13 protein-coding genes are annotated in these 15,425 nt (G+C 58.8%); 2 read left to right on the top strand and 11 right to left on the bottom strand.

Features of this window, described 5'->3' with window-relative positions; translation table 11 throughout:
- The first annotated feature begins 18 nt into the window (after nucleotides 1–18).
- On the top strand, nucleotides 19–492 hold the full coding sequence (locus tag ACTYEO_RS11360; protein WP_449323862.1) for a hypothetical protein: 474 nt from the start codon (nucleotides 19–21) through the stop codon (nucleotides 490–492).
- Here the strand turns inward: ACTYEO_RS11360 and ACTYEO_RS11365 are convergent.
- The 11 genes from ACTYEO_RS11365 to ACTYEO_RS11415 form a co-directional block, all read right to left on the bottom strand.
- Nucleotides 489–704: a formate dehydrogenase subunit delta gene (locus ACTYEO_RS11365; RefSeq protein ID WP_449323863.1), complete on the bottom strand. Its 216-nt coding sequence runs from the start codon at nucleotides 702–704 to the stop codon at nucleotides 489–491. The genes ACTYEO_RS11360 and ACTYEO_RS11365 overlap by 4 nt on opposite strands.
- Nucleotides 694–1,515 (bottom strand): formate dehydrogenase accessory sulfurtransferase FdhD, encoded by an 822-nt coding sequence (gene fdhD / locus ACTYEO_RS11370; RefSeq protein ID WP_449323864.1) that lies wholly within the window; start codon nucleotides 1,513–1,515, stop codon nucleotides 694–696. The genes ACTYEO_RS11365 and fdhD overlap by 11 nt, the downstream gene beginning before the upstream one ends.
- Nucleotides 1,516–1,520: 5 nt before the next feature.
- On the bottom strand, nucleotides 1,521–4,400 hold the full coding sequence (gene fdhF / locus ACTYEO_RS11375; protein ID WP_449323865.1) for a formate dehydrogenase subunit alpha: 2,880 nt from the start codon (nucleotides 4,398–4,400) through the stop codon (nucleotides 1,521–1,523).
- Nucleotides 4,401–4,446: 46 nt separating this feature from the next.
- Nucleotides 4,447–5,964 carry a formate dehydrogenase beta subunit gene (locus ACTYEO_RS11380; protein ID WP_449323866.1) on the bottom strand — a complete coding sequence of 506 codons (1,518 nt, stop codon included), beginning with the start codon at nucleotides 5,962–5,964 and terminating at the stop codon, nucleotides 4,447–4,449.
- Entirely contained in the window at nucleotides 5,961–6,437 is a 477-nt protein-coding gene (locus ACTYEO_RS11385; protein WP_449323867.1) for a formate dehydrogenase subunit gamma, read from the bottom strand. Before ACTYEO_RS11385 ends, ACTYEO_RS11380 begins: the two co-directional genes overlap by 4 nt.
- 112 nt (nucleotides 6,438–6,549) lie before the next feature.
- Complete coding sequence (locus ACTYEO_RS11390) at nucleotides 6,550–7,437, bottom strand: LysR family transcriptional regulator (RefSeq protein ID WP_449323868.1); 888 nt, start codon at nucleotides 7,435–7,437, stop codon at nucleotides 6,550–6,552.
- Nucleotides 7,438–7,549: 112 nt separating this feature from the next.
- Nucleotides 7,550–8,788 carry an ABC transporter permease gene (locus ACTYEO_RS11395; RefSeq protein ID WP_449323869.1) on the bottom strand — a complete coding sequence of 413 codons (1,239 nt, stop codon included), beginning with the start codon at nucleotides 8,786–8,788 and terminating at the stop codon, nucleotides 7,550–7,552.
- Nucleotides 8,789–8,792: 4 nt separating this feature from the next.
- Nucleotides 8,793–10,445, bottom strand: a complete 1,653-nt coding sequence (locus tag ACTYEO_RS11400) for an ABC transporter permease (protein ID WP_449323870.1) — start codon at nucleotides 10,443–10,445, stop codon at nucleotides 8,793–8,795.
- Nucleotides 10,446–10,733, bottom strand: coding sequence for a DUF1330 domain-containing protein (locus tag ACTYEO_RS11405; protein WP_449324030.1), 288 nt, complete (start codon nucleotides 10,731–10,733; stop codon nucleotides 10,446–10,448).
- A 138-nt stretch (nucleotides 10,734–10,871) separates the two neighbouring features.
- Complete coding sequence (locus ACTYEO_RS11410; RefSeq protein WP_449323871.1) at nucleotides 10,872–11,990, bottom strand: extracellular solute-binding protein; 1,119 nt, start codon at nucleotides 11,988–11,990, stop codon at nucleotides 10,872–10,874.
- A 93-nt stretch (nucleotides 11,991–12,083) separates the two neighbouring features.
- Complete coding sequence (locus ACTYEO_RS11415; protein WP_449323872.1) at nucleotides 12,084–13,181, bottom strand: ABC transporter ATP-binding protein; 1,098 nt, start codon at nucleotides 13,179–13,181, stop codon at nucleotides 12,084–12,086.
- 304 nt (nucleotides 13,182–13,485) lie between these two features.
- Between ACTYEO_RS11415 and ACTYEO_RS11420 the strand changes: the two genes are divergently transcribed.
- A complete protein-coding gene (locus ACTYEO_RS11420; protein WP_449323873.1) occupies nucleotides 13,486–15,252 on the top strand; it encodes an ABC transporter ATP-binding protein in 1,767 nt (588 codons plus the stop codon).
- Nucleotides 15,253–15,425: the final 173 nt, after the last annotated feature.

Consider the following 15,425-nt stretch of genomic DNA (forward strand, 5'->3'; position numbering starts at 1 on the left):
GACCTCCCGCTCAAGCACATGCTTGAACTGAGACTGGCCATCACGACCCATCCGCAGACGGATGATCGCTTTTCCCTCGCCATCGGCCATCGCACCGCCTTGCTGGCCCTTTGCGCCGAAGGAGAGACGATCACAACCCTCTCGGATCTGGAGCGCTGCCGCCTCATTGTGCCACCCGACGGCACTGGCACACGGGGCGCCATCGCGCATCTTCTGCGCAAACACCGCCTGCAGCCCAAGGCAATCACCAGTGTTCCGGGGCTATGGCCGAATTTGCGCCGCGCGGCGGGGGCAACTGGGCCAGATGTGCAAATATTGCCCGCAATCAGTTTGCCGCAAGCAGGGGCCGCACTCTCGCATCAAACGGCCCCGCTCGATCTTGGCCATGTGCAGATCAGCGCCTTGCAACGCGCCCAATCCCCCCTGCCCCGCGTGGCCCAAAACCTGTTGATCCGCCTCCAAGCCTATCTTGACCAAGCCGAAGCGGCCTAAGCAGGCACCCGAATCGAAGCAACAGCCGCCCGCACCAGCGGCTCGGCACGGGTGTTATCCAACTCGAGTTGGCCAATCAGTTGCGCGCGCATCTCGGGGGCCCAGAAATCATTGATATGGGCCGCAAGGCGTTCCGCCTGATCATCACCGCGCTGCGTGTTGAAAAAGCCCGCCATCTGGTTGGCCATCGAGATCAGTTTGTCATGCGACATCGGTTTCTCCATCAAGGATGCGCGCGGGATGCGCGTAAAGGTCAAAGCCCTGCCCGCGGGCAAAAGCCGCCAAGGTCAGGCCCGCTGTATCGGCCATCCGCGTGGCCAAAGCGGTGGGGGCAGAGACAGCAATCAATATAGGCGCGCCTGCGATCACGGTTTTCTGGACCATCTCGACCGATACACGGCTGGTCAGAACAATCGCCCCCGTTGCAGGGTCAATACCGCCGCGCAGCAAAGCGCCAATCAGCTTATCAAGTGCGTTGTGTCGCCCCACATCTTCGCGCGAGATCACAATCCCCTGCCCCGCCTGCAAGAACCCCGCCGCATGCACGGCATGGGTTTGGTCATGCAAAGGTTGGTGGGAGCGCAAGGCCTCCGTCGCGCCCGCCACCTCTGCAAAGGGCAAGGTCACCCCGCCCTCAGCCAGAACGGGCAAATCCCGCAAGGCCTGCTCAAGGCTATCAATGCCGCAAAGCCCGCATCCAACAGGCCCCATCATCGAGCGCCGCCGTGCCTTGAGCGCCTCGGAGCGATCCTTGGCCAGCCACATGCGTGCCTCAAGGCCGCGCTCATGCTCGACGATCTCCAATTCCGCGATCTCGCTTGCGGAGGCAACAAAACCTTCGGTCACGGCAAAGCCCGTGGCGAAATCCTCAAGATCCTTTGGGGTCGCCATCATCACCGCTTGGGTGCCGCCCTCAAACACTATGGCAACGGGCACCTCTTCGGGCAGGTTGCGCGCAACAACCCGCCTCCCGTCACGGGCAACGGTCAGACCAGGCAGGCTGGAAGACGGGGCGCGCGCCATTATGCCTACTCCGCCGCGGGCAGAATTCGGCGCGACCGCTCGGCCATCGCGTCATACTCCTGCTGCCATTCCGTTGGCCCGTTTGACAGCGCGATCTGCACCGCTGTCACCTTGTATTCAGGGCAGTTTGTGGCCCAATCCGAGAAATCGGTGGTGATCACATTGGCCTGCGTTTCAGGATGGTGGAAGGTTGTATAGACCACGCCCGGGCTGACCCGATCGGTGATCTGTGCACGCAAGCTGGTCTCGCCCGAGCGGCTGGCCAGCTTGACCCAATCACCATCCTTGATGCCTCGGTTCTCGGCATCATGGGGATGCACTTCCAGCACATCCTCGCTATGCCAGACATTATTCTGTGTCCGCCGCGTCTGCGCACCCACATTATACTGGCTCAAGATACGCCCCGTGGTCAGCAATAGCGGGAAGCGCGGGCCCGAACGTTCCTCAGTCGCGATATATTCGGTCACGATGAAACGGCCCTTCCCGCGCACGAAGCCGTCAACATGCATTAAAGGCGTGCCATCGGGATGGGCCTCATTGCAAGGCCATTGGACCGAGCCCTTCTCCTCAAGCAGCGCATAATCCACCCCCGCAAAGGAGGGCGTGGTTGCCGCGATCTCATCCATGATTTGCGAGGGGTGGGTGTAGTGCCAATCGGCCCCCATCGCATTGGCGAGCATCTGCGTGATTTCCCAATCCTCATAGCCATTGCGCGGCGCCATCACCTTGCGCACGCGGTTGATGCGCCGCTCGGCATTGGTGAAGGTCCCGTTCTTCTCAAGGAAGGTCGAGCCTGGCAGGAAAACATGGGCGTAATTCGCTGTCTCATTAAGAAACAGATCATGCACGATCACGCATTCCATCGCCGCCAAACCCGCCGAGACATGTTTGGTATCGGGGTCAGATTGCAAGATATCCTCGCCCTGACAATAGAGCGCCTTGAAGCTGCCCTGCACGGCCGCATCGAGCATATTGGGAATGCGCAAACCAGGCTCAGGGTCGATCTCCACGCCCCAAGCTTTCTGGAAAATCTCGCGCACATCTTCGTTTTTCACATGGCGATAGCCTGGAAGCTCATGCGGGAAGGAGCCCATATCACAGGAGCCTTGCACATTGTTCTGCCCCCGCAGCGGGTTCACACCCACCCCCTTGCGGCCCACATTGCCCGTCAGCATCGCAAGATTAGCAATCCCCATCACGGTGGTCGAGCCTTGCGAATGCTCGGTCACACCAAGCCCGTAATAGACAGCCCCATTGCCACCTGTTGCGAACAAGCGCGCAGCCTCGCGCAGGTCGGCGGCGGGAACCCCTGTCAAAAGCGCGGTCGCCTCAGGGCTATGGCGCGGCTCCGAGATGAACTCGGCGTAATCCTGAAATTCGTCCCAATCGCAGCGCTCGCGAATATAGGCCTCATCCATCAAGCCCTCGGTCACAATCACATGCGCCATGGCGCTGACCACGGCAACATTGGTGCCCGGACGCAAAGGCAAATGATGCGCGGCCCCGATATGGGCCGATTTCACCAGATCAATCCGGCGCGGATCAATCACGATCAACTTGGCCCCTGCACGCAACCGCTTCTTCAGACGGCTTGCAAAAACAGGGTGACCATCGGTCGGATTGGCACCGATTACGATCACCACATCCGTGTGCTCGACACTGTCGAAATCCTGCGTGCCCGCCGAGGTGCCAAAGGTCTGGCCCAAACCATAACCCGTGGGGGAATGGCACACCCGTGCACATGTATCGGTATTGTTGTTTTCAAAGACCGCCCGCGTCAGCTTTTGCACCAGATAGGTCTCTTCATTGGTGCAACGGCTCGAGGTGATAACCCCAAGCGCCTTTTTGCCATAGCGCTCCTGAATGCCGCGCAGGCGGGTGGCAGTGAACTCCAGCGCCTCCTCCCATGACACCTCGCGCCATGCATCATTGATGCTGTCGCGGATCATCGGGTTCAGGATCCGATCACTATGAGAGGCATAGCCATAAGCGAAACGGCCTTTCACGCAGGAATGCCCACGGTTCGCCTTGCCATGTTTCCACGGTACCATGCGCACCAACTCATCGCCATTCAACTCGGCCTTGAAGGAACATCCAACCCCACAATAAGCACAGGTCGTGATCACCGAGCGCTCGGGCGTGCCCAATTCGATCACCGATTTCTCCTGCAAAGTCGCGGTCGGACAGGCCTGCACGCAGGCCCCGCAAGACACGCAATCCGAGGAGAGGAAATCATCACCCGCCATCCCCGCCGAAACACGGCTCTCGAACCCGCGCCCCTCAATGGTCAGCGCAAAGGTGCCCTGCACCTCCTCGCAGGCCCGCACGCAGCGCGAACAGGCGATGCATTTTTGGGGGTCATAGGTGAAATAAGGGTTCGAGTTGTCGGCAGGGATATATTCGGGGTTCACACCCGTGGCGCTGCGCTGCTCGAAATGGTTCCGCCCCGGCTCATATCGCACATCGCGCAAGCCCACGGCCCCCGCCATATCCTGCAATTCACAATCGCCATTGGCCGCGCAGGTCAGACAATCCAGCGGATGGTCCGAGATATAAAGCTCCATCACCCCTTTGCGGATTTTCTTGACCTTTGAGGATTGCGTATGAACCACCATCCCCGCCGCCACAGGTGTCGTACAAGACGCAGGCGTGCCCCGCCGCCCCTCGATCTCGACCACACAGAGCCTGCAGGAGCCAAAAGCCTCGACATTATCGGTGGCACATAGCTTGGGGATCTGCATCCCCGCTTCAGCCGCCGCCCGCATCACCGAGGTGCCTTCAGGCACGGTAATCTCGAACCCGTCAATCGTCAGCGAAACAGGCGCGCCCTCGCGTGCAGGCGTGCCCATATCCTTGTCATCCCAAGGAATGATGAAATCCTTCATAGCGCGCACCCTTTGCTTTCATCTTTCCAAAAATACGAAAAATCCATCATTCTGCTGCCTCCCGTCCGGTGGCAAATTCATCAGGGAAATGGGTCAGCGCGCTCAACACCGGATAGGGCGTGAACCCGCCCAAAGCGCAGAGCGAGCCATCCTTCATCGTCTCGCAAAGATCGGTCAGAATCTCGACAGCGGCCCCGTCCCCACGCGCGATCCGATCGATGGTCTCGACCCCGCGCACCGCTCCGATACGGCAGGGCGTGCATTTCCCGCAGCTTTCCACCGCGCAAAATTCCATCGCGAAACGGGCCATTTTCAACATATCGGCGCTCTCGTCGAACACGACCACGCCCGCATGGCCGATCAAGCCGCCTTGGCCATCGAATTCCTCATAAGCAAAGGGCGTGTCGAATTTCGAGGGCGGCATATAGGCCCCCAAAGGCCCCCCCACTTGGACCGCCTTTACAGGCCCTCCGCTGGCCGTGCCGCCTGCCACATCTTCGATCAGCTCCCCCAAGGGCATGCCAAAGGCGGTCTCGAACAGGCCGCCATGTTTTACATTTCCCGCGATCTGGATGGGCATTGTTCCCTTGGAACGCCCCAGCCCGAAGCCCGCATAATACGCAGCCCCTTTTTCAAAGATCACAGGAACAGTCGCGAGGCTGATGACATTGTTCACAACCGTCGGACGCCCCAAGAACCCTTCCAAGGCAGGAAGGGGCGGCTTGGCGCGCACCACGGCGCGCTTGCCCTCAAGGCTGTTGAGAAGTGAGGTCTCCTCGCCACAAACATAGGCCCCCGCGCCCACGCGGATTTCCATATCAAAGCTGCGCCCCGAGCCCATGATATCGGCACCCAAAACGCCCGCCTCGCGCGCGATCAGAACTGCGTCATTCATCACCTCGATCGCATCGGGATATTCCGAGCGCAGATAGACATAGCCTTTATCCGCCCCCACACCGAGGCCCGCGATCACCATGCCTTCGATCAATGTGAACGGGTCTCCTTCCATGATCATACGATCCGCAAAGGTGCCGCTATCGCCCTCATCAGCATTGCAGATGATGTATTTCTGCGGGCTTTCGGCATTAAGAACGGTGTTCCATTTGATCCCTGTCGGAAACCCCGCCCCGCCGCGCCCGCGCAGGCCCGAATTGGTCACTTCCTCAACGATCTGCGCACTGCTCATCTTGGCGGCCCGCGCAAGCCCTGTCAGGCCACCACTGGCCTTATAGGCCTCAAGGTCCAGCGGATCGATCACACCGCAGCGCTGAAAGGTCAGCCGCGTCTGGCGCGCGAAAAAGGGGATGTTTTCGACAGGTCCGAGGCTGGCCAGCTTGCCATCCAGCAAGGCCGCCACATCCTCAGGCTCGACAGGGCCATAGGCCAGCCGCGCACCATCCTGTTCAATCTCGACCAAAGGCTCCAGCCAGATCATACCGCGTGTGCCATTGCGGATGATCTCGGCCTCAAGCCCCCGCTCGGCCAAGCCTTTCGCAAAAGCCTCGGCCACCTGATCTGCACCAAGCGCTTTTGCGGCGCTGTCCCGGGGGATATAGATTTTCATGCCGAGGCCTCCGCAAGGATCGCATCCAGCTTGTCCTGCGACAACCGCCCCACCACCTTGCCATCGACCAAAGCCGCAGGCCCGCAGGCGCAAAGCCCCAGACAATAGACAGGCTCCACCGTCACCGCGCCATTGGCGGTTGTGCCATGCCATTCGACACCCAGCTTTTGCAGCGCGGCCTCGGCCATGGCTTCACTGCCCATGGCCTGACAGGCCTCGGCACGGCAGATTTTCACCACATGGCGACCAGCCTGCACCTCACGGAAATCATGATAGAAGGACATTACCCCATGCACTTCCGCGCGCGTGATATTGAGCGCCTCAGCAATCACGGGCAGCGCCATTTGCGGCACATGGCCGAAATCATGCTGGATGGCATGCAGGATCGGCAAAAGCGGGCCTTCCAGATGCAGGTGATCTTGAATGATCGTGCTGATATCGGTGGCCGTTGGCTGCGGAAAATCCCGTGGCATTGCAGTCCTCATGTGTAAGCTCATCCGAAGGATGCCCAGAAACTCATCGAGGAAACAATATCGTTATTCCGTCAATCGATTGAAAACCTCAATCAAAAACAGAAGCGACTCTTTAGCCTTTTTCTGCGACCAAACGGGCCGTTTTCATCAATTCCCGCAGCACAGGTGTATAGGGTTCTTGGTGCATCGCCACGAGGCCCACCTCGGGCACAAGCCCTCCACCACTGATCTCGACCACCGCAAGGTCATGCCCTGCCGCCAAAAACCGCGCCAGATCACGCGGCAAAATGGTGACAACATCGCTCTCGACCACTTGATTGGCCAAAACGATGGTCGAATTGCTTTCAATCATCGCGTCTGGGGCCATGCCAGCATCACTGAGATTGCGGTTGATGATGCGGCGGTTCTGCATGTCAGGCGTCAAAAGGCACATCCGCAACCCGCCCAAATCCCGCCAGCGCAGGCTCTCGCGCGCAGCCAAGTCATGGGTCTTGCGGCAGACCAAAACATAGTTCTCGCGATACATGCCAACCGTGCTGACGCGGCTGAGAGGTTCATTATCGAGATAGGTAATCCCTGCATCGGCATCGAGATTATCGATCAAGTGCAAAATATCGGAAGACGACCGCGACAGGATCGAGAAGCTGACATTGGGATGCTCGGCCTCAAAACGCCCTGCAAGCCGCGCGGCCCATGTCAATGCAGTCGGGATAACCGCCAGCCGCAAATGCCCCGATAAGCCTTCCTTGGAGTAGCGCATTTCCTGCCGCAAATGCCGCGTATCGCCTACGATCTTGCGGGCCCATTCCAAAGCGCGCTGCCCTTCGGGCGTCATCCCGCCAAAGCGCGATCCGCGCTGCACAAGCTTCACGCCCAATTGCGCCTCAAGCTGTTTGAGCCCCGTCGAAAGAGTGGGCTGCGTGATCCCGAGGGTTTCAGCCGCGCGGCCAAAATGCTCTTCCTTAGCCAAGGCCAGCAGCATCTCCAGCTTTCCGATCATTTCGATCTCCTATCGAATTTGCGCCAGCCTATCCCTTTTCCCAATCACAAAAAAGAGCCGCCGCAGGGCATCCCCCACGGCGGCGTGTAAATCTCAGGCTGAAAGCGCCCCGTCAGCCGGGGCTGAGGCCGCGCAAACGCTCGGAGCGGCGGCGCAGCAATTCAATCGCCGTGAGCAGGCAGATCGAGATCGCCACCAAGACGGTCGCAACCGCCAGAATGGTCGGGCTGATCTGCTCGCGCAGGCCAGTGAACATCTGCCATGGCAGCGTCTTTTGCTCGGCCGAGGCCACGAAGATCACTACAACCACTTCGTCAAAGGAGGTGATAAAGGCGAAGAGACCACCCGAAATAACACCGGGCAGGATCAGCGGCATCTGCACCTTGAAGAAAGTGCGGATCGGACCCGCGCCCATATTGGCCGAGGCCCGTGTGAGCGACTTGTCAAAGCCCACAAGCGTGGCGGTTACCGTGATGATCACGAAAGGCACGCCAAGGGCGGCATGGGCCAGAATGATCTTGATATAGCCCGCAAGGCTTTGGCTCAGGCCGACAGTGTTTTGCAGGAACAGGCCAAGATCGGAGTAAAAGAAGAACATACCCGTGGCCGAAATGATCAGCGGCACGATCATCGGCGAGATCAGCGTGGCCATGATAGCACCCTTGAAGGGCACATGGCTCTGGCTCAAACCGACAGCGGCCAATGTCCCGAAAAACACTGCAATCACGGTCGCAAAAGGCGCAATGATGAGCGAGTTCTTGAAGGGCCGTGTCCAATCGGAATTGGTCACGAAATCCACGTAATGCTTGATGGAATAGCCCGCCGGATCAAGGCGCAGCATCTCGGGCGTGAAGGTGAAGAAATCCTGCGCATTGAAGCTGAGCGGGATGATCACAAGGATAGGGGCAATCAGGAAGAAGAAGATCGCGCCGCAAATAAAGAGATAGCTGTTATGCCAGAGCACTTGGCCAGGTGTCGCATAGACGGGCACGCCTTTGCGGTAATTGCCATGTCCGATCCAATAGATCACCCAAGACACAACCAGCCCTGTCAGCCCCCAGACCACAAGCCCGAAAAACGACCCCATGGCAAAGCCAATCACAGCCATAAGGATAGTGACGCCAAGCCGCCCTTGGTTGCGCATCACGCGACCCGGAAGGGCAAGCCCGCCTGCGATACCGATGCCAGCCCCGATCAAGGCCCCAACCAGTGGCGCATTGACGGCTTGGCCCGCCAGAAAGCCCAAGAAGAACCCGAACAGGCCTGCGATAACAGCGGCAAATCCGTTTGCGGGGTTTTCGAGAGAAGGCAGCTTCGCGGCGGCCTCTGCGGTGGTCATTGCTTGTGCCATGCGCTCAGCCTCCCAGTTTCACATTGTCGATGCCAACCATCCGGTCATAGAGCCAGTACAGCACCAGAACGAGGGTCAGAAGGATCGTTCCAAGCGCCGCCGCCAAGCCCCAATTGAGCGAAGATCGGATGTGGAACGCGATCCGGTTCGAGATGAAGATACCGCTTTCGCCGCCGACCAGCTCTGGCGTGATGTAATAGCCAATCGCAAGGATGAAGACGAGGATCGAGCCCGCGCCGATACCTGGCACTGATTGCGGGAAATAGACCCGCCAAAAGGCTGTCCAATTCGTCGCGCCAAGCGATTTGGCCGCGCGGACATAGGTGATCGGGATGGTTTTCATCACCGAATACAGCGGCAGGATCATGAAGGGCAGAATGATATGCGTCATCGCAATGATCGTGCCCGTTTGGTTATTGATCAGCGCAAGCCTGCTGCCATCGGCCACCAAGCCCGCCCAGACAAACATGTCATTGATCACACCTTGATCCTGCAACAACACTTTCCATGCACTGGTCCGCACCAGAAGCGAGGTCCAGAAGGGCAGCAAGACAAGGATCAGCAAAAGGTTCGATGTGCGCAAGGGCAAGGTCGCCAGCAAATAGGCAATCGGATAGCCAAGCAGGATACAGGAGCCCGTAATCACCAGCGACATCACAATCGTGCGCCAGAACAGCTTGAGATAGATGCGTTGATCCTCAGGTTGCTGCTCAATCCCCTCAGGAGAGAGCTGCAAATCAACGGCCGATAGGAAATAGCCCGCCGTGTACGGGTCCGAGAAGGCCTCGATCGTTTCCCAAACGGGAACATCAACCCAATCTTCATTGATCTCGGCAAATTCATCCCGCACGCTGACGGGTTCAATCGTGGAGAGCGCCTCGAAACTGCTTGTCAGAAGGGCCCCAGAGGCCCCGCCAATGGCTGCAAGGCTGGCAGGATCGGCCTGCGCCAGATCGCGGTAAAGCGCGCCATAGACAGGGGCCCAAGGCTCCTCGGCGCTTGGGTCATCATCGTCTTCGGTCTGGATCACCTGCGCAAAGCCGCGATAGGCATCGGAGGCCTCAGGCAAAAGATCACGGATATCAGCGCCCAATTGGAACAGCGGGATTTGCTCGTCATTGGCAAGGGCAGTCTCGCGACCTTCCAACCAGATGCTGGAGCCGAAGATCGCGGTCCAAGTCTCGGGCTCTTCCCAAGCGGGGTCAATCGCGACAAAGCCATCCAAGGCCCATTCGCCCACCTCATCGGCAGAGCGCCCCGTGGAGCGGAACAGCGAGGACATGCCCGTCGTCTCGTAATTCAGGCGGCTGCCCACTTGGGTATGGCGGCGGCGCTCGACGGCCTCGACCAAATCATGGCTGAGCGCAGCGAAAACCGCCTCGTCAGGGGCAGTGCTGGTATCTTCCCAGTCCTGCAAAGCCACAACCGTGCGCGGCAGGGTTTCTTCGACGATCTGGTTCTCGACCGAGCGGAACAGCATCGCGCCAATGGGCCAGACGAAGGTGATGATAATGAACAAGAATAGCGGCGCGATCAGCATCAACGCGCGCAGTTTCTGGCGGCGCAAGGCACGGTTCAGGCTGGCTTTGAGCGGACGCCCATCGGCGGCCAAAACGGGCCCTTCGGGCAGATCGGCACTGGCGGTCTGATCGGTCATTTAGATGCCCTCGACGACAATTATGGTAGAGCTTGCCGTACGGCGCCGTATCTCTGCGACCTCTTGATAGGCAGGGTCGTGATAGGCTGTCTTCGCGGCTTGATAGCTCGGGAATTCGATGATGACGTGGCGTTCATAGGTTGAGCCTTCCACCAGTTCCGATGATCCCCCCCGCACGATGAAAGAGCCGCCAAGCGCCTCGAGTATCGGCGTGTCCCGTTCGATATATTCCCGATAAGCCTCGGGGTCATGCACGGTGATATGTGCGATGATATAGCCTTTGGGCATTGCGGGGACTTTCGTCATAGTCAGGCGACATATTCGGGGTGTCTCGGATCAAGCGCGCATACCGGACTGGCGGGCGGCTTGGGATCGGGGCGAAGGCGTCACGCGCCCCCGCCCCTTTCCAAGGTTTCTCAGATCAAATTACTGAGCGAGCCATGCCTGGAAACGTGCGTCCAGATCGTCGCGGTAATCTGCCCACCAGTTGTAGTTCATCAAGAACGTGTTAACCGAGTTGCCAGGGTCTGTTGGCATATGTGGCGCCATTTCGATGCCGAGATCGGCATGTGTGCCAACCAGCGGAGCCGAGGATGCGCGTGCAGGGCCGTAGGAGATGTACTGGGCCTGATCTGCCAGACGCTGTGTGTCTGTCGCGAAGCGCAGGAAGTCCAGTGCACGAGCTTCACGCTCAGGCGAGAGACCTGTTGGAACGATCCAACCGTCAAGGTCGAACATCTGCCAGTCCCAGAGCATTGCAACAGGCTGGTCCTGCTCTTCGATCAGCGAGAAGAAACGGCCGTTATAGGACGAACCGATCAGCGCTTCGCCATCGGCCAGACGCTGGGGTGTTTCCGCACCAGCGGTCCACCAGATGGTGTCTGCACGGATGGTGTCGAGCTTGGCGAATGCCTGCGCGATGCCTTCTTCGGTTTCCAGAGTGTCATAGACATCTTCGATGGCCACACCGTCACAGATCAGAGCCCATTCGAGGTTCGCGATCGGACGACGCTCGAGCGAGCGTGTGCCAGGGAAGGTTTCGGTGTCGAACACGTCACATACGGAAGACGGTGTTGCGCCGGCCCATGCTTCTACATCGGTGCGGTAGCCGAAAGTTGTCGAGTAAACGATCTGTGGAACGAAGCAATCGGAAACGATCAGGTCGCCGAAATCGTCGGAAGCCGATGTTCCATCAGGTGCTGGCTCCAGCATCTCGTCATGGTCGATTTCGAGCGCGAGGCCTTCGTCGCAAAGACGCATGGCGTCTGCCGCAACAACATCAACAACATCCCATGTGACGTTGCCAGCTTCGTTCATGGCGCGCAGGCGTGCCACGGCTTCGGCCGAGCTTTCGTCCCAAATCACTTCGAGACCTTCGTTCATCGCGGTGTAGGGCTGTGCATAGGCACGGTCCTGGCTCACCTGGTAGGCACCGCCCCAGGATACGAGCGTCATGGTATCCGCCATATGGCCATCGGCCAGAGCCATTGCCGGGAAGGCAAGTGCTGCGCCGGTGCTCAGAAGCAAGGTTGATTTAAGTTTCATTGGTAGTTCCTCTTCTCTTGGACAGTATTTTGTTTTTGGTCTTATTATTATTGGGCGTCACGGCACGGAATGCGCCGCGACACCAAAAAGGGTTCAGGCATCAAGCGCGCGGCAATCTTGCGGGCGCCAGCCAATCTCGATTTGCTCACCAGGCTTGAGACGACGCTGGTCAGGGGCATTCCGTGTTTTGATGATAAAGTCGGAATTGCCCGCAACCCGCAGACGTGTGCGGTAGATGTCGCCCATATAGATGAACTCCAACACCTCTGCCTTGAGCGTATGCGCATCATCGGCAAGACGGTCCTTGTTATATTCCACGCGCTCAGGGCGGATGGAGACAAGCGTCCGGTCACCGACTTTGTCGACATTCACAGGGACGGCATCGATCAATTCGCCGCCATCCAATTGCACGACACAGGCATCCTTGGTGATCTTGGTCACCACGCCTTCCATCGTGTTATTTTCACCGATGAACTGGGCCACAAAGCTGTTCTTTGGCTGTTCATAAAGCGTATCTGGCGGATCAAGCTGCTGGATGCGCCCGTCATCAAAAACGGCAACGCGGTCCGACATCGTCAAGGCCTCGGTCTGGTCATGGGTCACATAGACCGTCGTGATCCCGAGGTTATGGGCCAGATTCGTAATCTCGAATTGCATATGTTCGCGCAGCTGCTTGTCGAGCGCGCCGAGCGGTTCATCCATCAAAACCAGCTCAGGCTCGAACACCAAAGCGCGCGCAAGCGCGATACGCTGCTGCTGACCGCCCGAAAGCTGCGCAGGACGGCGGCCGCCGAACTCGCCCATCTGCACCATATCCAGCGCGCGTTTGATCTTGGCTTCGCGATCCGATTTGCCAAGCCCGCGCACCTCAAGAGGGAAGGACAGGTTTTCCGCCACAGTCATATGCGGGAACAAGGCGTAATTCTGGAAGACCATCCCGATGCCACGCTTATGGGGCGGGATATTGTTGATTGGCTTGCCCTGAAGAAGGATCTCGCCATGGGTGGCGGTCTCAAAACCGGCCAGCATCATCAAGCAGGTGGTCTTGCCCGAGCCCGATGGCCCAAGCATCGTGAGAAACTCGCCCTGACCAATGCTGAGGTTCAAATCTTTGACGACAAGCGTTTCGCCGTCGTAGCTTTTTTGCACACGTTCAAACGCGACAAACGCATCATTCTTGTCTTCGGACAAGGCTAACCTCTTCTGTTGAGCTGTGGTGTTTTCCCACATTTTCGTCAACCTAAACAGCCGCAATCAAGATTTACAACCGGAAAGGTATAATTTGGCCAATCGCACTTATTTGGGCACATTTCGCAGGCCATAAGGCTCAAAAAGCGGCTCTTTGCAAATCATTGCCGACACACAGGGGGGCTTCTGTGCTTGTCTGCCTATCCAGCTTGCACTAACCCGCTGCACACCACGCGCGACATGAGACAGCTATGGAATACAGCCAGCGCAGCCCATATGTTGCAGGCCGAATAAAGTGGAAAAGACGATGAGCAGCGACCTGAGCGCCAGCGATAAGAAAAGCACCGAACTGGTCACACGGCTATGGCGCGACCATGTTGCCAAATACTGGCCGATTCTGACGCTGGCCCTGATCCTGATGAGCCTTGAGGGCGCGGCGCTTGGCGCATTCGCATGGTTGGTGCGCCCACTATTCGATGAATTATTCGCCGCCCAATCCATGGACGGGATCGGATGGGTGGTGGCCGCGATTGGTGCTATGTTCGCCTTCCGCGCGATTGCGGGCTTTTTGCACCGCATCATTATCGCAGGGGTTGGCCTGCGCGTGACCAATGCGCTGCAAGTGCGGCTGGTCAAACATATCCTCGGGCTCGACAGCTCTTTCTTTGCCATCAATCCCCCCGGCTCTCTGATCGAGCGGGTGCGCGGCGATACAATGACGCTGCAATCGGCCTCCACCTCGGTTCTGCTGTCGCTTGGGCGCGACTCGGTTGCTTTGATCTCCCTGACCATTGTGATGCTGTTCACCGATTGGAGCTGGACCTTGGTCGCGCTGGTCGGTGTGCCGCTTTTGATCCTGCCCATGTCAGCCCTTTTGCGCCTGATCCGCCGCACGGCCTTTGCCGCGCGCGACACCGCTGCCCTTTTGACCACGCGGCTGGACGAGATGTTTCACGGCGTCCAATCCATCAAGGTGAACCGCCTTGAGGCCACCGAGACGGAACGCTTCGCCAAGGACACCCGCCGCTTCTTGCGGTTTCAATTGCGCTCCTCTGCGGGGCAAGCGGCGAACCCCTCGCTGATCGATCTGCTCTCGGGGTTGGGCTTTGTGGCCGTCACCCTGTTCGGGGCCGAGGCGATCATCAATGGCGAGAAAACGGTGGGGGAATTCATGTCTTTCATCACAGCGCTGTCGCTGATGTTCGACCCGCTCAAGCGCTTGTCCAATACCGCAGGCGGCCTGCAAGCTGCCGCCGCCTCACTGGATCGTCTTTATACGGCACTTGAGGTCACGCCCAAAATCACCTCGCCCGCCAATCCCAAACCCTTGACCTCGGGCGATATCCGTTTTGAAGCAGCCGAGTTTGCCTATGGCGATGCGCCCGTTTTGCGCGGGCTGGACCTGACCGCATTGGAAGGCAAAACCACCGCGGTTGTGGGGCCGTCAGGGGCGGGCAAGACCACCGTTTTCGGCCTGCTCACCCGTTTGATTGACCCCGATGCGGGCAAGGTCATGATCGGGGGCACCCAGATCAATGAGGTGTCGCTGGAAGACCTGCGCAACAGCATCGCGGTGGTCGGGCAGGAAACGGCGCTGTTTGATCAAACCATCGCCGAGAATATCCGCATGGGCCGGCTTGACGCGACAGATGCCGAAATCCAAGAGGCCGCCGCCGCCGCCCATATCCTCGAATTCACCGATGCCTTGCCCGAGGGGTTGGAAACGCCTGTGGGCCCGCGCGGCTCCTCTTTGTCGGGCGGTCAACGCCAGCGCGTAGCGATTGCACGCGCCATGCTCAAGAAAGCACCGATCCTGTTGCTGGATGAGCCGACCTCGGCGCTGGATACGCAATCCGAGAAGCTGGTGCAGGAGGCCTTGGCGCGCCTGTCCGAGGGGCGCACAACGCTGGTGATCGCGCATCGCCTGTCCACGGTGCGCGAGGCTGATTTGATTGTTGTGATGGATCACGGGCGCGTTGTAGAACAAGGCACCCATGACACGCTTATCGCGCAGGACGGAGCCTATGCCCGCCTCAATGCGCTGCAATCGGCAGGGATTGAGACATCTCTATAGGCAGTGGCGGCTGGCGGTAGAGTTCTGCGCGCGACGCGAGTGTATCAGACTACCTCTGTTGTGCCTGTATCGTTTGAACGAAGGGCCGAGCGTTGGGTATGCGCAGGGAGCGGAGCAAAGTTGCGGTCGTTTTCCGAAAACGGCCATTCGTGCAATATGTAGCGAATGGCGAC

This window comes from Rhodophyticola sp. SM2404 (genome assembly GCF_053570515.1).